This window comes from Kitasatospora sp. NPDC097691 (genome assembly GCF_040302665.1).
Classification (GTDB): Bacteria; Actinomycetota; Actinomycetes; order Streptomycetales; family Streptomycetaceae; genus Kitasatospora.
Map to the genome: position 1 here is coordinate 1 of NZ_JBEORY010000022.1, position 21013 is coordinate 21013.

The 21013-nt window shown below is 73.2% G+C and carries 16 protein-coding genes; 8 read left to right on the top strand and 8 right to left on the bottom strand.

Annotated features, from left to right (window positions below; translation table 11 throughout):
* Positions 1-95: 95 nt before the first annotated feature.
* The 3 genes from ABTY56_RS17670 to ABTY56_RS17680 all read right to left on the bottom strand — a co-directional run bounded on the left by ABTY56_RS17670 (position 96) and on the right by ABTY56_RS17680 (position 2747).
* Positions 96-473: a hypothetical protein gene (locus ABTY56_RS17670; protein WP_350629716.1), complete on the bottom strand. Its 378-nt coding sequence runs from the start codon at positions 471-473 to the stop codon at positions 96-98.
* An 83-nt stretch (positions 474-556) separates the two neighbouring features.
* Entirely contained in the window at positions 557-1621 is a 1065-nt protein-coding gene (locus ABTY56_RS17675; RefSeq protein ID WP_350629717.1) for a hypothetical protein, read from the bottom strand.
* A 115-nt stretch (positions 1622-1736) separates the two neighbouring features.
* Positions 1737-2747 carry a DMT family transporter gene (locus tag ABTY56_RS17680; protein ID WP_350629718.1) on the bottom strand — a complete coding sequence of 337 codons (1011 nt, stop codon included), beginning with the start codon at positions 2745-2747 and terminating at the stop codon, positions 1737-1739.
* A 21-nt stretch (positions 2748-2768) separates the two neighbouring features.
* Between ABTY56_RS17680 and ABTY56_RS17685 the strand changes: the two genes are divergently transcribed.
* Complete coding sequence (locus ABTY56_RS17685) at positions 2769-3329, top strand: helix-turn-helix domain-containing protein (RefSeq protein ID WP_350629719.1); 561 nt, start codon at positions 2769-2771, stop codon at positions 3327-3329.
* A 67-nt stretch (positions 3330-3396) separates the two neighbouring features.
* On the opposite strand, the gene ABTY56_RS17690 is transcribed toward ABTY56_RS17685, so the two are convergent.
* Both ABTY56_RS17690 and ABTY56_RS17695 read right to left on the bottom strand, forming a co-directional pair.
* On the bottom strand, positions 3397-3576 hold the full coding sequence (locus ABTY56_RS17690) for a hypothetical protein (protein ID WP_350629720.1): 180 nt from the start codon (positions 3574-3576) through the stop codon (positions 3397-3399).
* Positions 3577-3788: 212 nt separating this feature from the next.
* Entirely contained in the window at positions 3789-4742 is a 954-nt protein-coding gene (locus ABTY56_RS17695) for an ATP-grasp domain-containing protein (protein ID WP_350629721.1), read from the bottom strand.
* Positions 4743-5467: 725 nt separating this feature from the next.
* Here ABTY56_RS17695 and ABTY56_RS17700 point away from each other — a divergent pair.
* The 4 genes from ABTY56_RS17700 (at position 5468) to ABTY56_RS17715 (ending at position 10652) form a co-directional block, all read left to right on the top strand.
* Positions 5468-5947 (top strand): methyltransferase domain-containing protein, encoded by a 480-nt coding sequence (locus ABTY56_RS17700; protein WP_350629722.1) that lies wholly within the window; start codon positions 5468-5470, stop codon positions 5945-5947.
* A gap of 56 nt (positions 5948-6003) precedes the next feature.
* Positions 6004-7281 (top strand): salicylate synthase, encoded by a 1278-nt coding sequence (locus tag ABTY56_RS17705; protein WP_350629723.1) that lies wholly within the window; start codon positions 6004-6006, stop codon positions 7279-7281.
* Between the two features lie 150 nt (positions 7282-7431).
* On the top strand, positions 7432-8376 hold the full coding sequence (locus ABTY56_RS17710) for a carbohydrate kinase family protein (protein WP_350629724.1): 945 nt from the start codon (positions 7432-7434) through the stop codon (positions 8374-8376).
* Between the two features lie 65 nt (positions 8377-8441).
* Entirely contained in the window at positions 8442-10652 is a 2211-nt protein-coding gene (locus tag ABTY56_RS17715) for a trehalose-6-phosphate synthase (protein ID WP_350629725.1), read from the top strand.
* A 71-nt stretch (positions 10653-10723) separates the two neighbouring features.
* Here ABTY56_RS17715 and ABTY56_RS17720 read toward each other — a convergent pair whose 3' ends face one another.
* On the bottom strand, positions 10724-11749 hold the full coding sequence (locus ABTY56_RS17720; protein ID WP_350629726.1) for a DUF3048 domain-containing protein: 1026 nt from the start codon (positions 11747-11749) through the stop codon (positions 10724-10726).
* A gap of 388 nt (positions 11750-12137) precedes the next feature.
* Between ABTY56_RS17720 and ABTY56_RS17725 the strand changes: the two genes are divergently transcribed.
* Both ABTY56_RS17725 and ABTY56_RS17730 read left to right on the top strand, forming a co-directional pair.
* Positions 12138-12746: a GOLPH3/VPS74 family protein gene (locus ABTY56_RS17725; protein ID WP_350629727.1), complete on the top strand. Its 609-nt coding sequence runs from the start codon at positions 12138-12140 to the stop codon at positions 12744-12746.
* Between the two features lie 272 nt (positions 12747-13018).
* Complete coding sequence (locus ABTY56_RS17730) at positions 13019-13318, top strand: DUF4193 domain-containing protein (protein ID WP_350629728.1); 300 nt, start codon at positions 13019-13021, stop codon at positions 13316-13318.
* Positions 13319-13443: 125 nt separating this feature from the next.
* Here the strand turns inward: ABTY56_RS17730 and ABTY56_RS17735 are convergent, their stop codons facing one another.
* Positions 13444-14925 (bottom strand): purine-cytosine permease family protein, encoded by a 1482-nt coding sequence (locus ABTY56_RS17735; RefSeq protein WP_350629729.1) that lies wholly within the window; start codon positions 14923-14925, stop codon positions 13444-13446.
* A 747-nt stretch (positions 14926-15672) separates the two neighbouring features.
* Between ABTY56_RS17735 and ABTY56_RS17740 the strand changes: the two genes are divergently transcribed.
* Positions 15673-17163 (top strand): alpha/beta hydrolase, encoded by a 1491-nt coding sequence (locus tag ABTY56_RS17740; RefSeq protein ID WP_350629730.1) that lies wholly within the window; start codon positions 15673-15675, stop codon positions 17161-17163.
* Positions 17164-17229: 66 nt separating this feature from the next.
* Here ABTY56_RS17740 and ABTY56_RS17745 read toward each other — a convergent pair whose 3' ends face one another.
* Positions 17230-20607, bottom strand: a complete 3378-nt coding sequence (locus ABTY56_RS17745) for an AfsR/SARP family transcriptional regulator (RefSeq protein ID WP_350629731.1) — start codon at positions 20605-20607, stop codon at positions 17230-17232.
* Positions 20608-21013: the final 406 nt, after the last annotated feature.

The following is a 21013-nucleotide window of genomic DNA, read 5'->3' on the forward strand; positions in this document are numbered from 1 at the left end:
GCACGACACCGCCCGCGCCTCCCAGGCGTACACCCTCACCGGCGGGGCGATCACCTCCCACGTCGGCGGCCGGGACGAGGCCGACTTCTACGGGCCTACCCGGAGATGCGCTTGATCCGGCGGACGTTCTCCCGGCCGCAGGCCGCGCAGACGATCCACTCGCACAGCCAGTCGTCCCAGGTGAAGGCCTCGCTCGCCCGGTTGGAGTCCTCCCCGCCGCAGAAGAGGCAGTCCGCCTCCTCGCCGGTCGGGTACCGGAACGGGTGGAGGATCGGGCGGCCCCCGAGATCGGGACGGCCCAGGAACCCGCAACCCGGGCACTTCCACCACTCGTTGGTGCCCCCGTACGCCCCGGAGCGGGTGGTCTGCCGCACCAGGTCCCGCGCGCACTGCGGGCAGGACCTGGGCAGTGCGTCGCCTGCCCCGCCCGTGCCGTCCGTCCCGCCCGTCCCGCCCGAATCCTCGACTCCCACGCCGCTCTCCCCACCCCCGGGCCGACCCGCCTGCGGTGTCAGCCTAGTCCGTGCGCGCCGCCGTGAGCCCGGTGTGGACGAGCTCAGCGCCGCCAGCGGTAGACGGCGTCCCATTCCTCGGTGATCCAGGTGCCGTCGCCGACCGGTATCACGTTGTCGACCTCGGCCATCGGGTACTCGATGCGGCCGTGCAGGGCGCCGGTGGCGGGGTCGGCGAGCCAGTGGCTGTGCTCCCTCCAGCGCTCCGTTCCGAACACGTACACCGCGGCCTCGTCGTACGGGTTGTAGAGCGTCACCATCGCCGTGTCGTCGTCCACGAACCCGCTCCAGGTGGAGATCTGCGGGTCGTTGTGCACCGAGCAGTCGCCGGTGCCGGGGACCGGGAAGTCGCTCAGGGCGAGCGAGGCGGTGACCTCGTACGTGGGGAGGCTGTGCCAGCTGATGTCCCGTCTCCTCCGGTCGACGGTCATGCAGCGGGCGTTCCTGGAGTCCGCGCCCAGGTACTCGCGCTCGCTCGGGAGCAGGTCGCCCCGGCCCTGCGGCAGCTTCCTGCCCAGGACGATGCCACCGGACTCCCAGCGCGCCTCGAAGTGCGTGGTCGCCGCCTGTCCTTCGGACACCCGCACGCCGCGGACCTCGTCGTTGTCGTCCCAGAGCAGGCTGACGAACCGCTCGTGGCCGCCGCACGGGAGCACGCTCCGCGCCAGCACCGTGCCCCCGGCGTCCAGGGTGAGGATCAGGGTGCTGTCGGGCAGCCCGGAGGGGAGCCGCAGCCAGATGCGGAGCTCCGGATCGGCGCCGCCGGTCGAGGTCGAGTAGTCGAGGTAGCCCCAGCGGCTCACCTCCCACGTACCGTACGGCTGTTGCCACAGCCTCGTGCCGTCCGGGGCGACCGCGACGTACTCCGTCTCGGCGCCGAAGACGGCGAACGAGAGGTCGGGAGCGACCCAGTGCCTCGACCAATGGTTGGGCGTCGGGGCCGGGAACTCGGCCGTCAGTTCCGCCTGTTCCCCCAGGTCGTAGATCCGCAGCGACTCCGCGCTGCGGACCTCCAGACGGGGAACGGGGCCGGTGGGGTCGACGTACGTCCGGGCGCCGTCCCGGTCCGGGATCGCGTAGGTGGCCACCAGCCGGGGTGTGATCGTCATGCCCGAATCCTCTCGCGCCGGGCCGACAGCGTGTTCCCCGCGCGGATCGACGGAACACTCCGTCAACCGCGATCGCGTGCCCCGACGGCGCGAGGGCCGGACGGCACCCGGCCGCTCAGGCGACGGGTGCGCTCGCGCGGTCCGGCCGGCGGTCGGCGGGCCGTCCGTCCTCCGCCGCGGTGGGCCGCGCGGGCTGCTCGGCCCCGCGCACGGGCGGCTTCCGCGGCCGCCTCAGCCGCGGAAGCCGCGCCTCGCTGACGAAGACGCCCAGGATGATCAGCGCCGCACCCAGGACCGCCAGCCCTGGCAGGCGGTCGCCGGCCAGGCGGCCGACGATGCCGCCCCAGACCGGTTCGGCGGAGTAGATCACCGTTGCCCGCATGGGAGGCACGGACTGCTGCGCCCAGTTCATCGTCAACTGGATCACGGCGCTCGCGGAGCCCAGTCCCGCGGCCGCGGCGAGCCAGACCCAGGAGAACGCGGGGGCCGACTCGCCGGTCGCCGGCATGGCGAGGAAGGACAGCACGCTTGCCGTGAGCAACTGGACGACGGTGATCCGGCGTAGGTCGACCCGCCCGGCGAACTTGCTGATCAGGACGATCTCGGCCGCGCCGACCACCGCCGAGCCGAGCGTCGCCAGTTCGCCCGCGCCCAGTGCCGTGCCACCCGCGGCCCCGGGGCCGGCGAGGAGTAGCAGCCCGGTGAGGGCGCAGGCGATGCCGAGCAGGCCGGCAGGCTTCGGCGGTCGACGCATGAGGAGCCACTGGAAGACCGGGACCAGGGGGACGTACAACGCCGTGATGAAGGCGGAGGTGCTGCTGCTGATGGTCTGCAGGCCGTACGTCTGCAGTGCGTAGCCGAAGAAGATCGTCGCGCCGACCGATACGCCGGCCGCCAGGTCCGGCCTGGTCAGGCCCCGCAGCGCCTTCCGGAACACGAGTAGGGTGAGCAGCCCGGCGGTGGCGAAGCGGAAGCCGACGAAGAAGAGGGGGCCGGTGTGGCGCGTGGCGGTGTGCACGATCAGGAAGGTCGTGCCCCAGAACATGGTGACGGCGACCAGGGCCAGGTCGTGACGGCCGAGACCCACGGGGCGCAGGCAGCGGCGAAGAGTACTGAAGCGCAACATAGTGCACAGGATAAGCGCACTATGTTGCACACTGACCAGGGGCGGTCCGACGTCCTGGCGTTCGTCGGAGAGAACCTGCGCCGCCTGCGCCGCCAGGCGGGGCTGAGTCAGGCCGCGCTCGCGCAGGCGGCGGGGATCAGCCGCCGCATGATCATCAATCTTGAGGGCGGTGACACGAACATCAGCCTCTCCAGCCTCGACCGGCTGGCCGAGGCGCTCGGCGCGACCTTCGTCGAGATCGTCAGCGACCCCGCCGCGCAGAGCCGCCGCATCGAGGCGGTGACCTGGCGCGGCGGCCGCGCCGACAGCGAGGCGGTCCTGCTGGGCAGCGTGCCCGCCCGCAGTGAGGCTCAGCTGTGGCGCTGGTCGCTCGGTCCCGGCGACCGGTACTCCGCAGAGCCCGACCCCGAGGGCTGGCACGAGATGATCGCGGTGACCGAGGGGCGGGTGCTGATCGACCTGGCGGAGGGGCCGGTGGTCATCGAGGCCGGTGGCTACGCGATCTACAACAGCGCCCAGACGTACGCGTACGTCAACGTCGGTGACGGCGTCGCACGGTTCATCCGCACCACGGTGGCGTGATCGCAGGGCCGGCCGCCGGCCGGGTCGGGCCGATTCATGGCCGAAGCTGACGGGCGGGAGGCCGGTGTCACCACCCCTCCAGGACGGCGCCGAGCACGACGACCACGCCCACCAGGACGCCGACCAGCCAGACCGGGGCGGGCAGCCTGTCGCCCGCCTTCCCGATCGCTGCCACGGCCCGGAGCGTGGCGTGGGCGAGTCGCGGGGGAGGCGTGATCGACTGTGGCTCGGTCGGGGTGGTGCTCATCGGTACCTCTTCGGCAGGGGGGAACGCACCGACGCCGGGAGACGGCGCGGCGCGGGTGCTTGTTCGGGGCATGGGAGTGGGATCCAGCGGAGAGCCTTTAAGCGGAGATTTGACTCCGGATACTTCGAGGCTAACAGACCGGAGATTCAGCTCCGCATAGCGACGCGTCCGTCGACACGCTCCCCGGACCGGTCGGGGCTCGGGGGTACGGATCAGTCGTCCGTGCGTACGGCACGTGTTCCGAAGCCGGAGCTGCAGGCAGCCTGGACGAACGGGACGGCGACCATGTCCAGCCCGCCGGGCTCCTCGATCACCGGGTGCACGTTCACCTCGAAGACGGCGCCGCCGTTCTCGGTCACGAGGTCGACGCCGCCGAACGGCAGGCCCAGGGAGCGGGTCGCCGCGATGGCGAGGCGGTGGTATTCGGCCGGGAGCGCGTCGATGGGCAGGACGGTGGACACCGCGCCCTGTGACTCGTTGCAGGGGGCGTCCGGGTCGGCCTGGACGTGCTCGCACACGCGCAGCACCCGGTCGCCCAGGACCACCACCCGGAACTGGTGGCGGCGACCGTCCTTCGTGAAGTTGCGCGCGTCACGGGACAGCAGCCAGTCCTGGCCGGACGCGGCGTAGTAGCGCATCGCGGTGTCCACCTGCGCGGGTGTGGTCAGGTGGAAGACGTCGTTGCCACCGGCTCCGACCGTCGGCCGGGCCCAGACGTCGCGGCCGAGGCGATCGAAGGCGTCGAGCGCGGTGGCGGACTTCGGGCGGGTCAGCGCCACCGTGTCCGTGTGCGCGATGCCGTCACGGCGGAAGCAGTCGACGGTGCGTCCCTTGTCCGTGGCGTTGCGCCAGGCCTGCGGGTCGGCGGCGAACGAGAACCGCCCTCCGGCGGGCAGTTCGCGCTGGAAGGCCGCGAACCGCTGCCGCGCCGTCGGCGGGATCTCGTAGACGATCAGGACGTCAGGTCGCGTGATCAGGTCCTCGGGTGGCACCTCCAGTCGAAGGCCGGAGCGAGTGACGACGGCCCGGCCCTCGCCGCCGTCCATGAAGTGCCGGGCGTCGACCGACAGCGGCGGCGTTCCGGTGACGATCTCGACGGCCTTCTCCAGCAGGAACCGACTTCCCTCGGTCGAACTGTGGTCCGTCATCAGGACGACGGTGTCCATGCAGTACCCCTCCCGATCCTGGTGGTAGCCGCCCCCACCAGTCGACCGGCGCCGCGACCCTGCGCGGCGCCGCGACGATCCACCGGACGGGTGCCGTTCCGCGCCCGCGGGCACGTACTCCTGCCTGCGGGAGCGGTGGTCGAGCCGATCGGTGGTTGAACCCGTACGGTCAAGCTAGTCGAAGTCCGACGGCCTGTCAGGAGAAGTGACCCGGCCTGTCCGACTTCCACCTCCGGCGGAGATCGCTCAGGCCTGCACGGTCGCGGGCTTCCGGCGGACCCCCCTCGCGCGTCGGCGGTCCGAGCGGCACGTCCCGCGCAAATCCCTGATGGGCCGGGGGAGTTCACGGATCACCGCGCGTGTCGTAGGGTGTCTCCTCGCGTCCAGCGGAGGAGCCTCGTGTCTCGCTATCTGTTCGACAACGCCGGTGCCGAGACGGGGGGCCGTTTCGTCGCCCTGGAGTCCTGCTACGACTCCTTCTCGCGGCACCAGTTGGAACTGACAGGACTCACGTCCGGCTGGAAATGTCTGGAAGTCGGCGGCGGCAGCGGTTCGCTGGGGGACTGGCTCGGCGAACGGGTCGGCGGCGGTGGTGACGTCACGATCACCGATCTCGCGCCCTCCTGGGCCGTCCCGCGACAGCGCCCGGACCACGTGCGCCTGGTCCGGCACGACATCGTGCGGGACCCGCTCCCCGGCGAGGGCTACGACCTGGTGCACGCCCGGTGGTGCTGCTCCACCTGCCGGATCGGATGCGGGTGCTGGAGCGGCTCGTCGGCGCCCTGCGGCCGGGCGGATGGCTGGTCCTGGAGGAGTTCGACTGCGGATGGACGCCCGTGCTGGCCGCACCCGACCACGAAGCGCAGGCCCTGTTCGAACGCGTGCACGCGGCCCTGCTGTGGCTGCTGGAGAACGCGGGCGCAGATCCGCTGTGGGGGCGCCGGGTGCGTGCGGCGATGGCACGGAACGGCTTGGTCGACCTCACCGCGACGACGTACGCCGAAGCATGGCCGGGGGGAAGCACCGGAATCACCCTGCACCGCCACAATGTCGACCAGGTGGCCGAGGGCCTGGTCGCCGCGGGGATCAAGCCCGGTGAGCTCGACAGCTTCCGCGCTCTCCTGGAGGACCCCCGATTCGTCGTCAACTCCTATCCGCTCATCAGCGTCCGGGGACGCCGCCCGTCCGGACGGACCGACCGGTGAACCGCCGGACCGACCGGTCTACCGCCGGAGTCACCGGTTTACCGCCGGAGCCGCCGGTGAACCGCCGGAGCTACCGGGAGGCACGCCTCGACACGCGTGAGGAGCCGCTGCACCTCATGGCGCGGCTGGTCCGCAGCGGCATGTTCGACTCCTACGTGGTGTACGAGAGCGGCAGCCAGTGGTCCCTGGGTGGCGGCGCTCTGGCAACCGTCCGGCTTGGCGCGGACGACGCCGCGGACCTGAGCCGGGTCGGAGAACGACTCGCCGCCGTGCCGGTGGACGACTGGCGGGCGTACGGGTGGGCGACGTTCGAGCTCGGCCCCGCGCTCGCCGGGATGGACGTGCCCGGGGACACGCCCCTGCTGCATCTGATGGTCCCCGCCGACGAGGTACGCGTCGAGGGCGGCCGTGTTCTGGTGCGGTCCACGGACCCCGAACGCCTGGACCGCCTGGTCCGGCTGGTCCGGCCCGTGGGCACGGCAGGCGACGACCTCGAACCGGCCGATCGGATGAGCCTCCCACTGGACGACGCCGGTGACTACCGGGCGGCGGTCGCGGCGGCGCTGCGGGAAATCACCGGCGACGGCCCGCTCCACAAGGTCGTCCTCTCCCGGCGGCTGCCCGTGCCCACCGAGGCGGACCTGGTCGCCACCTTTGTCGCGGGCCGCCGGGCCAACACCCCGGCGCGGTCCTTCCTGCTCGACCTCGGGGGCATCGAAGCAGCCGGGTTCAGCCCGGAGACCGTCGCCGAGGTCACCGGCGACGGCACCGTCACCACCCGGCCCCTGGCCGGCACCAGGGCCCTCACCGGATCGGCGGCCGAGGACACCCGCCTGCGCGCCGAACTCCTCGGCGACCCGAAGGAGATCCACGAGCACGCCATCTCCGTGAAGCTCGCCCTGGAAGACCTCGCTGCCGTCTGCGACGACCCGCAGGTGAGCGAGTACCTGACGGTCCTGGAACGCGGCTCCGTCCAGCACCTCGCCTCCACGGTCACCGGACGCCTGCGCCCCGGACACGGCCCGTGGCAGGCGTTCGCCGCGCTCTTCCCCGCGGTCACCGCCACCGGCGTCCCCAAGGCACCGGCCTACCCCCTCCTCCGATCCCTCGAAGGACGGCCCAGAGGCCTGTACGCGGGCGCCGTCCTCACCTGCGACGCCCTGGGCAACCTCGACGCCGCGCTCGTCCTGCGCAGCATCTTCCGGCACGACGGCCACTGCTGGCTCCAGGCCGGCGCCGGCGTCGTCCGGCAGTCCCGGCCGGAGCGGGAGCACACGGAAACCTGCGAGAAGCTGCGCAGCGTCGCCCCTCACGTGGTGCCCGCCCGCCGGTAGTCGAGCGGGCGGTGGGGAGTTCGGGGCCGAGGGCTAGCCGCGGTGCGTCCGCCACGGCGCCGAACGGTCCGCAGCCGCACCCCCCTGGCCGCACCCCCCTGTGCGCGCGGTCTTCTGTCGCCCGGCGGGCCGGGAGCCTATGCTCGCCGGATGCAGACGAGTCGGGCAGCGCGGCCATGTGACGTGCTCGTTGTCGGTGCGTACTTCACGGACTTGGTGTTCCACGGTCTGCCGCAGCCGGTGCGGCCCGGTGGTGAGGTCTTCGCCGACGGCTTCGCGGTGGTGCCCGGCGGTGCGTACACGGTGGCCATGTCGATGCACCGGCTCGGGCACCGCGTCCTGTGGAGCGCGGACTTCGGTACGGACCCCTTCAGCGCCCAGGTACTGTCCTGCGCCAGGCAGGAGGGACTGGACGAGGCCGCCTTCAGGCACCACCCCTTCCCCGTGCGGAGCCTGACCGTCGCCCTGTCGTTCGCCGCCGACCGCGCGATGGTCAGCTACCAGGACCCGGTCGACCCCGAGCCGCTCGTCCCGCTGCTGCGACGGTACCGCCCGCGCGTCCTCATGCTTCCCCAACTGCGCTGGGACGACGACGCGATCGCGGCCATGCGGGTCGCGCGGCAACTCGGAACGCTGACCGTCATGGACTGCCATGACACCCCCGCGACCCTCGACGAGCCGGCGGTTCGCCGAGCGCTCGCACTGGTCGACGTCTTCGCGCCGAACACCGCCGAAACCTTGCACCTGACCGGTGCCACCGACCTGGACGAGGCGATGACGGAACTCGCCGAGCTGGTGCCCATGCTCGTGGTCAAGCGCGGAGCAGACGGCGCCACCGCCGTCCACGAGGGCAAGCGGCACGACGCCCCGGCCCCGCAGGTCGACACCGTCGACACCACGGGAGCGGGCGACTGCTTCAACTCCGGTCTGGTTCACGGGCTTCTCGAAGGCTGGAGCATGCCGGACTGCCTCGCCGCCGCGGTGATCTGCGGAGCGGCGGCGACGACGGGCCCCGGGTCCGGCGCGGCGCTGCGCGCCCAGGACCTCGCACACCGGCTCACCCGCACCCCGGAGCCACCGCAGTGCCCGGACTGAGCTCCGCCGACCGCGAATGAGGTGGACACTTCACGTCGTCTGGTGGTCGTGTTAGCGTCGCTCGGATGTCGAGAATTCTGGTCACCGATCTGGACGGCACCTTACTCGGCGGCACCCGGGACGACCGGCGCCGGCTGCGGGAGGCTCTGGCCCGCCACCCCGAGGTGACGCTCGTCTTCGCCACCGGCCGAGGACTGGCCTCGATCCACGAGGTACTCCGCGATCCGCTCGTCCCCCGACCGCGGTGGATCATCGCCGACGTCGGTGCCACCGTCATCGACGGCACGGACCTCACCCCCGTGGACTCCCTGCAGGGACAACTGCGCGCCGACTGGCCGGGACCGGAGCGCGTCCGCGCCGCGTTGCGCCGCTTCCCCGCGCTCACCTACCAGCAGGACGTCGTCCAGGACGGCCGCTGCTCCTACTACCTGGCCCCGGACCAGCTCACCGCCGAGCTCACCGCAGCCGTCGAAGCCCTCGGCTGCACCTGGGTCCACTCCGCGGACCGCTACTTCGACGTCCTGCCGACCGGAGCATCCAAGGGCAACGCCCTTCGAGCCCTGGCCGGGAAGCTGGGATGGGCCCCGCAGGACATCCTGGTCGCCGGCGACTCCCTCAACGACCTGTCCCTGTTCCGACTCGGCGCGCACGGAGTGGCCGTCGGCGGCGCCGAGGCCGCACTGCTCACCGCGGTCGCGGACGACCCACTGGTCCACCGCCCCCGCCGACGCGGCACGGCCGGCATCCACGCGGCGCTCCGGACCCTGGGCTGGGTCACCACCTCGGACGCCTCGGACGCCTCGGACGCCTCGGACGCCTTCGACGCCTCCGACGCATTCGACGCCTCGGACGCCTTCGACGCCTCCGACGCATTCGACGCCTCGGACGCCTCCGACGCGGAACGCCCCGGCCGTGGGCACTCACTCGTCGTGGCCTACCACCGACCCCCGCTGCACTGGACGGGCGGAACCTGGCAGTCGCCCGCCAGCCCCAACGGCATCCTGCCCACCCTGACCAGCGCCTTCACCGACGGCCTGCCGGGCATCTGGGTTGCCGCCCTGGCCGGCGGCGACCAGCGGGCCACCCACCCGCACCCCACCGCGCTGCCGCTGTCCCTCGTTCCGCTCAGCCCCGCCCAGTGGACCGGCTACTTCCACCGCGCGGGCAAGGAGACCCTGTGGCCGGTGCTGATGTCCGAACCGCACCGGTCGGTCTTCGACGAGCACACCTGGACCGAATACCGCGCGGTGAACGCACAGTTCGCCGAACACATCAGCACCCGAGCCGCCCCCGGTGCCACCGTCTGGCTCCACGACTACAACCTGTGGCTCGTTCCCGGCCTGCTGCGCACCACCCGCCCCGACCTCAGGACCGGCCTCTTCCACCACACGCCGTTCCCGCCCCCGGAGATCTTCGCCACCCTGCCCGCCGCCGCCGAACTGCGCACCTCCCTCGCCTGTCTGGACTGGGCGGGCTTCCACACCGCCGCCTTCGCCGACAACTTCCGGCGCACCCTGGCCGACGAAGTCGGGCGGCCGCGCACGGCCGTCCATCCGCTCGGCGTCGACCGGCCCGCCATCGAGGCACTCGCCCGCCGCCGCGCACCGCTGCGACAGCCGGCCGCCGGTTCCGTGGTGCTGTCGGTCGAACGCCTCGACTACGCCAAGGCCCCCATCCAGAAGGTCGACGCCATCGCCCGACTCCTCACTCGACGACCCGAACTCCGCGGCCGACTGACCTTCCGGCTCGTCTGTCCGCCGCCCGAGCCGGGCCTCACCGCCTACGACAGCACCCGCGACCTTCTCGAACATCGTGTCGCCGACGTCAACGACACGTGGGCGGAAGGGGGTTGGCGTCCGGTGGACTACGTGCCCCGCAGCCTGTCGTTTCCCGAGGTCATCGATCAGTACCTCACGGCCGACGTGCTCTGGGTGACCTCGCTGCAGGACGGGATGAACCTGACCGCAAAGGAGTTCGTCGCCGCCCAGGCCGCAGCACCCACGCACGGCGCCGACGGACCGGGCGTCCTGGTCCTCTCCCGCCATGCCGGCGCCGCCGACGAACTCGGGGACGCCGCCCTGCTCACCGACCCGCGTTCACCGGACGACCTCACATCCGTCCTGGCCCGGGCACTCGCGCTCACCCCCGACGAACGCCGGACCCGCATGGACCGCCTCTCCCGCCTGCTGGGCCACCAGCGACCCGCCGACTGGGCAGCCGGGATCGTCCACGCGATCCGAGCCGACAGCGACGCCGGCAGGCCGCCTACGGTCTGATCGTCACGCGCGTCAAGCCAGGCCACGCGTCTCACCGTCGTGGTCGCCGTGAGGGGGTGTCCGCCACGTGGTCACGGCACCATCACCACAAGCACGGGCCCGGTGGCGAACGGCATGGTGCTGTCGTCGGGCAGGGTGAACGACGTGCCCGCGGCGGGGTCGGGTCGGCTCCAGCGGACGCTCCACACCTTGCCGTCGCGCAGCACCTCGGCCCGTCCGGTGCCGGTGCTCCGCGTGAACACCTCGTTGTCCGGGTGTCCGGCGTTGAAGTCGGTGAATGCGCCGGGGACGATGCTGACGTGCTGGACGACGACGGTCGCGGTGCCGGACCAGGCCGGGTGGCCGTCGACGGCGACGTCGTACGTGCTGCCGTTGAACCGGACGCCGATGGACGCGGCGGGCAGGTGCCAGGTCATGGCATCGAGCGCCCTGCCGCCGCCGGGTGCGGGGCCGAACGCGAAGCCGGGGGACCGGGCGGGCACGGACGGGAACCGGGCGAGGATCTGCTGCGGGGCGATGAAGGTGGGGTCCACGGCCCGGTCGGTGAACGCTCCGGGGTCGTCGAACGGGGTGACGTTCTGCAGGTCGGCCGCTTCGAGCAGCGGGATGAGCCCGCTGATGGCGCCGCTGTAGGCGAAGTCGAGGCGCCCGTACTGCTGGAGGAGCGGGATGTCGGTCTGCCGGGCGGAGCGCACGGGGCCGATCAGGGCGGGCAGGTGGTTCGCGTCGTAGACGGCGAGGAACCGGGACTGGCCGCCCTCGACCTGGATCCAGTAGACGATGTCGGCCTGGGCGAGTCCCTGGTGGATCGCCTGGATGTGCGCGCCGACGTTGTCGATCTTCACGGCGAGGGTGTTGCCCGCCGTACCGACGTTGTCCAGCGGGTTCGGGAGCTGCGTGGCCGGCGGTACGGGAAGGCTCGGCACCGGTTCGCCCGGCGCCGTCTGCGCGGGTTGTTTCGGTGCCGCGCCACACCCCTGGACGGCGACGAGCCCGATCGCGGCACCGGCCGCTGCGAACGGAAGTCCGATCTTCACATGGATGTGCGGGCCCGGGTGTCGGGCGTCCGAGGCGCGGGCCGCGTTGCGGATGATCACCGTGGCCCCCTTTCCTGGCGGTGGCTGGGGCGTGGGCGGCGGCTGGAGTGTGGATGGTGGCTGTGGTGTGGTCGGTGGACGTGGGGTGCCCGGTCAACCGGGGAGAACGGGAAGTCGTTTGCCTGACACCTCTGAACACGATCGGCCGCTTGTCACCGGTTCCTCCGCGTCGCCGGTTTCGGCATTCCTGCGTTGCGCTCGCCGACCGGTACGTCGCGGTCTTGGTAGCCGTCCCCCACCCACCGATACGCAGGAAGTCAGGACATCCCTCAGCGGACGGTCGGTCCGTCGTTCCGCTGCGGTGTCCCGTGCCCTGGGTCAGGGCCGAGCAGCGGGGGTAGCCTGACCACACGACCTTGCCGCTGACGCCCGCGATCGGGGGCCGACGATGACCACACCGCGCGACCTGGTGTTCGTGGCCCTGGACGCGGCGGCCGGTCGGCCTCCCGCGCAGGGTGACCTGTCGCTGGCGCTCGCCGGGGCCGAACTGATCGACCTTCTCCGCGCCCAGGCCGTGCGGCTGGACGAGGATCTCGTCGTGCCGGGTTACCGGCCGATGATCGCGGATCCACTGCTCGACCAGGCAGCGTCGTCGCTCGTCCGACAGGAGCCCTACGAGTCGGTCGACGACTGGCTGTGGCGGCGGGGCCGCGGTCTGGCGGCGGCCTACCTGACGGCCCTGGAGGCCGATGGGCAGCTCGTTCGGCACCGCCGCCACCGGATGCCGTTCGCGGCGGGCGAACGCGTGCCGGCCGATACCCCCGCCCGTCGGGACGCGGCGGACCGCTGGGCATCGCACGAGCCCGTCCTCACCGTGCTCGGGGTGGCCGCCGGCATCGACGACACACGAGGCGCAGAGGAGCCGAGCGTCGCCGACGATGCCGTGGCGACCGTGCTCGCCGCCGTCCATGATGCGGTCAGGGAGCTGGAAGCCGTCCGGCAGCGGCGGGCCATCGAGGACGCGGCCTTCGACAACATCTGGCGTGGAGTCGGCTGATCACGGACCGAGGACGTGGCGATGGGTCGGCCGGACACCGGCCGCGCAGGTGTTCCAGCACGGCGCGCTTCCGGTGCCGAGTGTGTTCCGGCACACAGCGCACCCCGGGTGGCGGGTGGTCACGTGTCGGCGTTCGCGCGCCGGATGGCGCGTCAGGTGGCATGGTGGTGCGTCACAGGTGAGCCGTCCGCTGCGCCGGACCGGTACCGTGTCGGGCGGTGGGTGGCACGACCTGCCCACCGGAAACGACTGTTTGAGGAGAAGGCACCGCAGTGGCAACCGACTACGACGCCCCACGAGACACCGGCGACGGAAGCAACGACGAGAGCATCGAGGAGCTGAAGAGTCAGCGCGAGGACAAGCAGAGCTCCGTCGTCGACGTCGACACCGAGGGCGCCGAAGGCCTGGAGCTCCCGGGCGCCGACCTGTCCGGCGAGGAACTCACCGTTCGGGTCGTGCCCATCCAGCAGGACGAGTTCACCTGCATGACCTGCTTCCTGGTGCACCACCGCAACCAGCTCGCCGGCGAGGACAAGAACGGTCAGCCCATCTGCCGCGACTGCGCGTCCTGACGACGCGGGACCGGTAAGGGCGGCATCGAAAACCGGACCGCCCGGATGCGACTCAGCCGAGTCGCATCCGGGCGGTCCGGGCGCGTACGCGAGCATCCGGGGCCCGGACGCTCGCGTACGCGCGGTCAGACGGCGACCCGTTCGGTCGGCTCCGCCTGGAGGCCGGCGAGCTGCTCGGCGGTGGCGGGGGTGTTCTCGCGGGGCACGGGCAGCACGGCCATGATCGCGCCGGAGACCACGATGGTCGCCGCCCAGGCGAGCCCGTACTTGCCGACGAACGTGCCGGAGAACGGGCCGGAGAACCAGTCGCACGAGGTGAAGGCGAGCCCGATCAGCAGCGCGAGCACCCACGACACCATCGCCTGCCAGCAGAAGCCGCCCGCGTACCAGTACCGGCTGTTCCTGCTGGTGTCCATCAGCGCGTCGGCGTCGTAGCGCACCGCACGCGACCGGCGCCGGAACATGTCCACCGCGTAGACGCCGATCCAGGCCGAGAAGGAGACGGCGAGCAGGATCAGGAAGGTGATGAAGGAGCCCAGGAAGCTCTTGGCGACCAGCATCAGCAGCAGGCCGCCGACCAGCGAGATCACGGCGTTGATGCTGACGGCCATGGCGCGCGGCAGCTTGACGCCCATGGTCTGCGCGGTGAAGCCGGCCGAGTACATGGAGAGGCTGTTGATCAGCAGCATGCCGACGATCGCGGTCAGCAGGTAGGGCACGGCCAGCCAGGTCGGCAGCAGGTCACCGAGGAAGGAGACCGGGTCGGCGGCCTGCGCCAGGCCGGGGGAGGCCACCGCCATCACGGCGCCCATCAGCACCATCGGCACCATGACCAGGCCGGCACCGGAGACCGTCACGCCGACGATCTTCTTGCCGGACGCGGCGTGCGGCAGGTAGCGGGCGAAGTCCGGGCCGGTGGGGACCCAGCTGATGCCACCGGCGGCGATGGTCCCGATGCCGGCGATCATCATCGCGGTGGTGCCCGCGGGCTTGGCGAAGACCTCGCTCCAGTCCATGGTCGCGACCAGGTAGCCCAGCACCAGGATGCTGAAGACGCCGAAGAGGTACGTCGACCAGGTGTTGCAGACGTTCAGCGCCTTGCGGCCCATGCCGGAGACCAGGAAGGTGCAGGCGACGAAGAGGAAGAGCGTGACGACGATCAGCGCGGTGTTGCTCTTCACGCCGAACATCAGGTCGAGGACGGTCAGCACGGCGTAGGCGCCGGTGACGGCGTTGATCGTCTCCCAGCCGAACCGGGCGATCCAGAGGATCGCGCCGGGGAAGAGGTTTCCGCGCACGCCGAAGGTGGCCCGCGAGAGGGTCGCGCCGGGCGCCCCGCCCCACTTGCCGGAGACCGACAGCACGCCGACCAGGCCGAACGAGACGAGCGCGGCGCACGCGGCGACGATCAGCACCTGCCAGAAGTTCAGCTGGTTGAGCACCACCAGGGCCGCGCCCATGGTGAGCAGCAGGACGCTGATGTTCGCCGCGACCCAGGTCGGGAAGAGCTCGCGGACTCTACCCCGGCGCTCGTGGTCCGGGACGGGTTCGATACCGCGCGTCTCTATCGCGCCGTCGGCGGTGGCGGCGGAGGACGTGTTGTCCATGAGGGTGGCTCCGTGCGTGTGAAGCGGGAGATGAATCGGGCAAATGGAACATTGATGGAAGTCTCCGCGCGTAGCGCGGAAGTTGAGTTATCCTACCTTTGTTCTGGAGTGACCTGATTGATGCGGTTGTCCGCTAAGGCGCAGGCGGTCGGGGGCGTTCCGGGCGGCTGTGGGGCACGTCGTCCCGGCTGGCGGGATCTTGGCGGCCTCAGGCGTTCACGCCACTCGTGGGGCGGGCCCGGGGGATCAGAGGATGGAGCCGTCGCCGACCCGGGGAAGCCCGGCAGCGGCTCACCGAACCCCGTCCCAGCGGAACACGAGGTACCCCCAGGTCCGACACCGCTGGGGTCTTACGCCTCGGGGCGAACGTGCCCGGCCGGGGTGCCGGCGGGTGTCGGCGCTCTGCCCGCGCTCTGCCAGCGCTCTGCCAGCGCTTTGCCAGCGGTCTGCCTGCGAGGTGCGGGACGGTCAGACGTGCCGGGCGGGACGCCGCGACCGTGGAGCGTGTTCGACTGCCCGGCCCGTCGATGAAAGGGCACCGGCATGACTCCCACCTCCCCTCCCACCTCCCCTCCTGCGTCCCTTCCCACCGGCCCTGCCACAGGCCCGCGCCCGCCCGGGGCGTCGTCCCGCTCCGCGGACCGACGTACAGCACCGAAGTGGCGGCTCGGCGCGGGCGTCGTCGCGGCCGCCCTGCTGGCGGCGGTGTGTCCGGCGACGGCCCTGGCGGCACCGGACACCGGCCCGGTGCCGCGCCTGACCTGGGAGACGTGCGCGGACGGCTTCGAGTGCGCCACCGCCCGCGTCCCGCTCGACCACCACGACCCGCACGGCGCCGGGATCGACCTCGCCGTCATCCGGCACCCCGCGACCGACCGGGCGCACCGGATCGGCTCGCTGTTCTACAACCCCGGCGGCCCGGCCGTGCCCGGCACGGTGGCCCTGCCCGCGATGCTCGGCCGGTTCCCCGAGGAGGTGCGCAAGCGCTTCGACATCGTCAGCTTCGACCCGCGCGGCACCGGCGCCAGCGCACCCGTCCAGTGCTTCGACGACCCGGCGGACGAGCAGGCCCTGCTCGCGGGCACCGCCGCCGGCTACCCCGAGGGCGAGGAGCAGCAGCAGGCCTGGGCGGCCGCCTACCAGCAGGTGGCCCGGCAGTGCGCGGCCCGCAATCCCGCCCTGCTGCCGCACGTCTCCACCGCGAACGTCGCCCGGGACATGGACCTGCTGCGCCGGGCGGTCGGTGACCGGCAGCTCAGCTACCTGGGCACCTCGTACGGCAGCTACCTCGGCGCCACCTACGCCAACCTGTTCCCCGGCCGGGTCCGCGCCATGATCCTCGACAGTGCACCGGACCCGGTGGCCTGGTCGACCGGCCGCGGCGGGCAGGCCGCCACCACGGGCACCCTGCTGCGCAACGGCAGCGACGTGGCGGCCGGGCGCGTCCTCGACGCCTTCCTCGACCGGTGCGGCCAGGCCGGCACCCGGGACGACCCCCAGAACGGATCCCAGGCCGACCCCCAGGCCTGCGCCTTCTCCGCCGGGACAGCCGCCGCGACCCGGGCCAGGTACGGCGAACTGCTCACCCGGCTGCGCACCCGGCCGGTCGCGCTCGGCGGCATGACCTTCACCGCCGGTACGGCCCTGGAGACCACGATCCTCTCGCTCTACGCCGCGAACCCCGTCCCGGGCATCCCCGGCACCGGCTGGACGCAGCTCGGCGCGACGCTCCAGGCGCTGTGGGCCGCCACCGAGGCGCCCGACGCACCGACCGCGTCACTGCCGCCCGTCGTCCACCAGTCACCGGACCAGGCGCTCGCGGTGGCGTGCTCGGACGGCGCCAACCCGCCGGCCCGGGCCGACTACCCCGCCCTGGCCGCGTTCGCCCGAGCCCGCTCCGGCGAGGTCGGCCCGTACTTCGCCTGGGCCGACGAGCGCTGCGCCGACTGGCCCGCCCGGGACCGCGACCGGTACGACGGCCCCTGGAACCACCCGACCGCCCAGCCGATCCTGGTCGTCGCCGACACCGGTGACCCGGCCATGCCGTACGAAGGCTCCCGCGCGATGGCCCGCTCGCTCGCCCGCGCGCGGCTGCTGACCGTCGACGGCTACGGCCACACCGTGCTCGCCAACCCCAGCGACTGCGCGGCCCGGCACGAGACGCGCTACCTGGTCGACGGCGTCCTGCCCGCCCCCGGGACGGTCTGCGCACCCGACCAGCGGCCGTTCAACGGCTGACCGGGCACCCGCCCACCGGTCGAGGGCAGGGCGGGTCCCCGGTGCCGACGTGCTCCGGAGGGCCCGTCAGCCCGTCTCCAGGGCCAGCGACTCCGGCCGCGGCCATGCCAGGCCACGCTCCCAGGCGGCCCGGAACCCCGCCTCCCCGAGGGCCTCGGCGCAGCCGTCCAGCACGGCCCGCAGCTCCGGATCGCCCGCGTCATGGGCCCCGCGCAGGCCGTACGCGGCGCCCAGCGCCGCAGCCCCGCGCTCCGCGTCGCCGAGGGCGAGGCAGTACTCCGCGTACCCCTCCAGGACGTCCGCCCGCACCGGCTGGTCGCCGCTGCCCGCGGCCAGCTCCAGGGCGCGGAGGTGCAGCGGGCCGGCCGCGTCCGGTTCGCCGCGCCGCTGGCGGGTGCGGGCCAGACCGGTGTGCAGCAGGGCGAGCAGGTGCAGTCGCGCCGGAGCGCCGGGACCGGTCGCGGGCAGCCGCTCCAGCTGCCGCAGCGTCTCCTGCTGGCCGTCCGACGCCACGTCCAAGTCGCCGGTCCGCCGGGCCAGTTCACCGAGCGCGTAGCGGGCGGCGGCCTGCAGGTGCGGATCCCGGGCGCGTTCGGCGGCGGCCAGCGCGCGCTCCAGGTCCGCCCGGGCCGCTGCCGCCTGGCCGCAGCGCGCCCGCAGCCGGCCCGACAGCAGCAGTGGCAGCGGCGCCTCGCCGCGACCGCCCATCTCGACATCCCGCTCACCGGCCTCCGCCAGCGCAGCCAGCGCCTCGTCGGCCGCGCCGGTGACGGACAGCAGCGCGGCCAGCGTGACCAGGGCCATGGCCAGCCCCCAACGGTCGCCCAGGGCCCGGAAGTCGTCCACCGCCGTCCGCAGGCAGTGCTCGGCGGGCCCGATCCGGCCCGCGCCCAACTCGACCCGGCCGAGCACCAGTCGGGCGGCCGCCCGGACCCACCGGTCCCGATGCTCGCCGTACCGCTGCGCCGTCGCGCCCACCGCGTCCGGCGGGCCGGCCAGGGCGAGCAGCAGCGCGGCGGCCAGCGCGACGGGGTGGTCGGACTGCTGCGCCGTGACCAGTGCCGCGCCCATCGCCTCCGGCGGGACCACGGCGTCGCCGGCCTCCCGGAGCGGGGCGGTGAGCTGCGCCAGGATCACGCAGCGGGCGTGCACCTGCTCCAGGCCGGGCGGTGGGGTCCAGCCGTGGGCGGCGAGGACGGCCGCCGTCCACTCGCCGGCCTCGCGACCCTGGCCGCGCATCAGCCACGGCCAGGCACGGGCGGCCGTCAACCGCAGCGCGTGGTCCGGTGGGCCGACGGCGACCGCCCGGCGCAGCGCCGCGTCCAGGTTGCCCTGCTCCGCGTCGAGCCGGGCCAGCCAGGTGGTCTGGTCGGCCGTTCGCAGCCGGGGCTCGGCCTCCTCGGCGAGTTCCATGAAGCAGCGCAGGTGGGCGGCGCCGGTTCGGGCCGCCTCGCCGTCGTGGCTGTCCCCGCCATCCTGGTCGGCCTCGACGAGCCGTTCGGCCGCGTACGCGCGGACCGTCTCCAGCAGCCGGTAGCGCACCGTCCCGGTGTCCCGGCCGGTGTCCCGGCCGACGACCGTGGCCAGGGACTTGTCGACCAGGGACGCCAGCAGGTCCTCCACGGCCGTCGGATCGGGCGCCGGGCCGCCCGGCCAGTGCCCGGCGCAGACCCGGTGCGCGTCGGGGAGGGTCGCCCCGCCGGCGAACACCGAGAGCCGGCGCAGCAGGACGCGCTCGTCCTCGTCCAGCAACTCCCAACTCCAGTCGATGACCGCGCGCAGCGTGCGGTGCCGGTCCGGGGCGGTGCGCGGGCCGCGGTCCAGCAGCCGGAGCCGGTCGTGCAGCCGCGCGGCGATCTGCCCGGGGCTCAGCGCCCGCAGCCGGGCCGCAGCCAGTTCGAGGGCCAGCGGGAGGCCGTCCAGCTCCCGGCAGATCCGGACGACCGGCTCGACGGTGTCCCGGTCCACGGTGAACCCGGGACAGGCCGCAGCGGCCCGCTCGGCGAAGAGGGCGACGGCCGGGTACGCGAGTGCCTCCTGCACGGTGGCGCCGGGTTCGGGCACGGCGAGCGGCGGCACCGGCCAGAGTGCCTCGCCGGTCACGCCGAGCGGTTCGCGGCTGGTGGCCAGCACGGTGAGCCGGGGTGCGGCGGCCAGCAGGCGGTGGGCCAGCCGGGCGGCCTCCTCGATCAGGTGCTCGCAGTTGTCCAGGACGAGCAGGACGTCGCGGCCCTCCAGCGCCCGGACGATCCGGTCGACGGGGTCCCCGGTCTGCTCGCCGGTGGGCAGGCCGCCGCCCAGCACGCCGGCGTCCGCCGGATGGCAGACCGCCGTCAGCACGGCCTGAGCCGGCCCGTCCGGCCCTGCCACGCCCGCGAGTTCGGCGACCCGTACGTCCGGTGCGACGCGCGCATCCGGTGGAAGGCCTGCGTCCGGTGCGACGCGTGCGTCCGGTGCAAGGCGTGTGTCCGGTGCGTGCGTTGCGGCCCGTACGGCCGTTGCGGCGGCGACGGCCAGCCGGGTCTTGCCCACGCCTCCCGGCCCGGTCAGGGTCACCAGGCGGGATCGGCGCAGCCGTTCCGTCACCGCCGTCAGCGCCTCGTCGCGGCCGACCAGGGCGGTGATCCAGCCGGGCAGTGCGGTGTGCCCGGTCGCGATGGCGCTCGACACCTCGGGCCGCCCCGGGGTGGGCGGTTGCGCGCCGGACAGCACACGCAGGTGGACGTCCCGCAGTTCGGCGGACGGGTCGGCGCCCAGCTCCTCCGCCAACGACCGCCGGGTGCGTTCGAACACCTCCAGCGCTGCCGCCTGTTGCCCGGTCGCGTGGAGTGCGCGCATCAGCCTGACGGCGGCCCGCTCGCGCAGCGGGTGAGTGACGCACAGTCCGGTGAGCTCGGCGACCAGGCGCGGCAGCGAGTCGGTCCCGCCGAGCGCGAGGAGGGCGTCGGCCCGGTCCTCGACCGCCGCCAGCCGCAGCTCCGCCAGCCGGGCCGCCGACGCCGCGACGAACCCGGCGCCCTCGGCGTCCGCGAACGGCGCCCCGCGCCAGAGTTCCAGCGCCCCGCCCAGCGCGGCGACCGCCTCGGCGAACCCGCCCGCCGCCAGCGCCGTCCGTCCGGCCGCCACCCGCTGCTCGAAGTCCCAGGCGTCCACGCTCCTGCGGGGCAGGTCGAGCAGGTACCCGGCAGGGTGCGAGCCGATCACGGCCCGGTCGGCCCCCAGCACCCGCCGGAGCCGGGAGACCAGGGACTGCAGGGCGCCGGCCGGCTCCTCCGGCGGGGTGTCCCCCCAGAGGTCGTCCACCAGACGCTCGCGGGTGACCACGCGGCCGGGGTCGAGCGCCAGCCGGACCAGCAGCAGCCGAAGCTTCGCCCCGCCGACCTCGAAAGCCGCCCCGTCCTCACCCCGCACGACCTGAAGCGGCCCCAGAACGTTGATCCGCAAACCCGCCTGCCCCTCGTTCAGCACCGGCCGATAACCAAGATCATTGTCCCGGAGGCCCGCCAGGCCCGAGCAGCGGGGCACGATCCGGTGCGGGATCCCGTGGCCGGGCCGCACGGGTGTCCTCCCGTGCGGCCCGGTGGTCTCGGGCGGTCAGCCGGACGGACCACGCCGGACGAAGGCCGGGCGTGGCCGATGAAGGCCGAGCGGAGCCGCCGGCGGCATCCGGCGTTCGGGCGGGGCGGCAGGCGCGACCACGCAGCGCGGAACGGCGCGCGACCCTGATCGATAAATCCTCTCATCTGCAAGCAAGTTGATGGTCATTCAGTTCGTTCCCGGGAGTGGGATTCGTGTCAGCCGGGTAGGTGGGAACGGCGCGGGGCGAACCCGCCCGTGCATGAGGCACGAG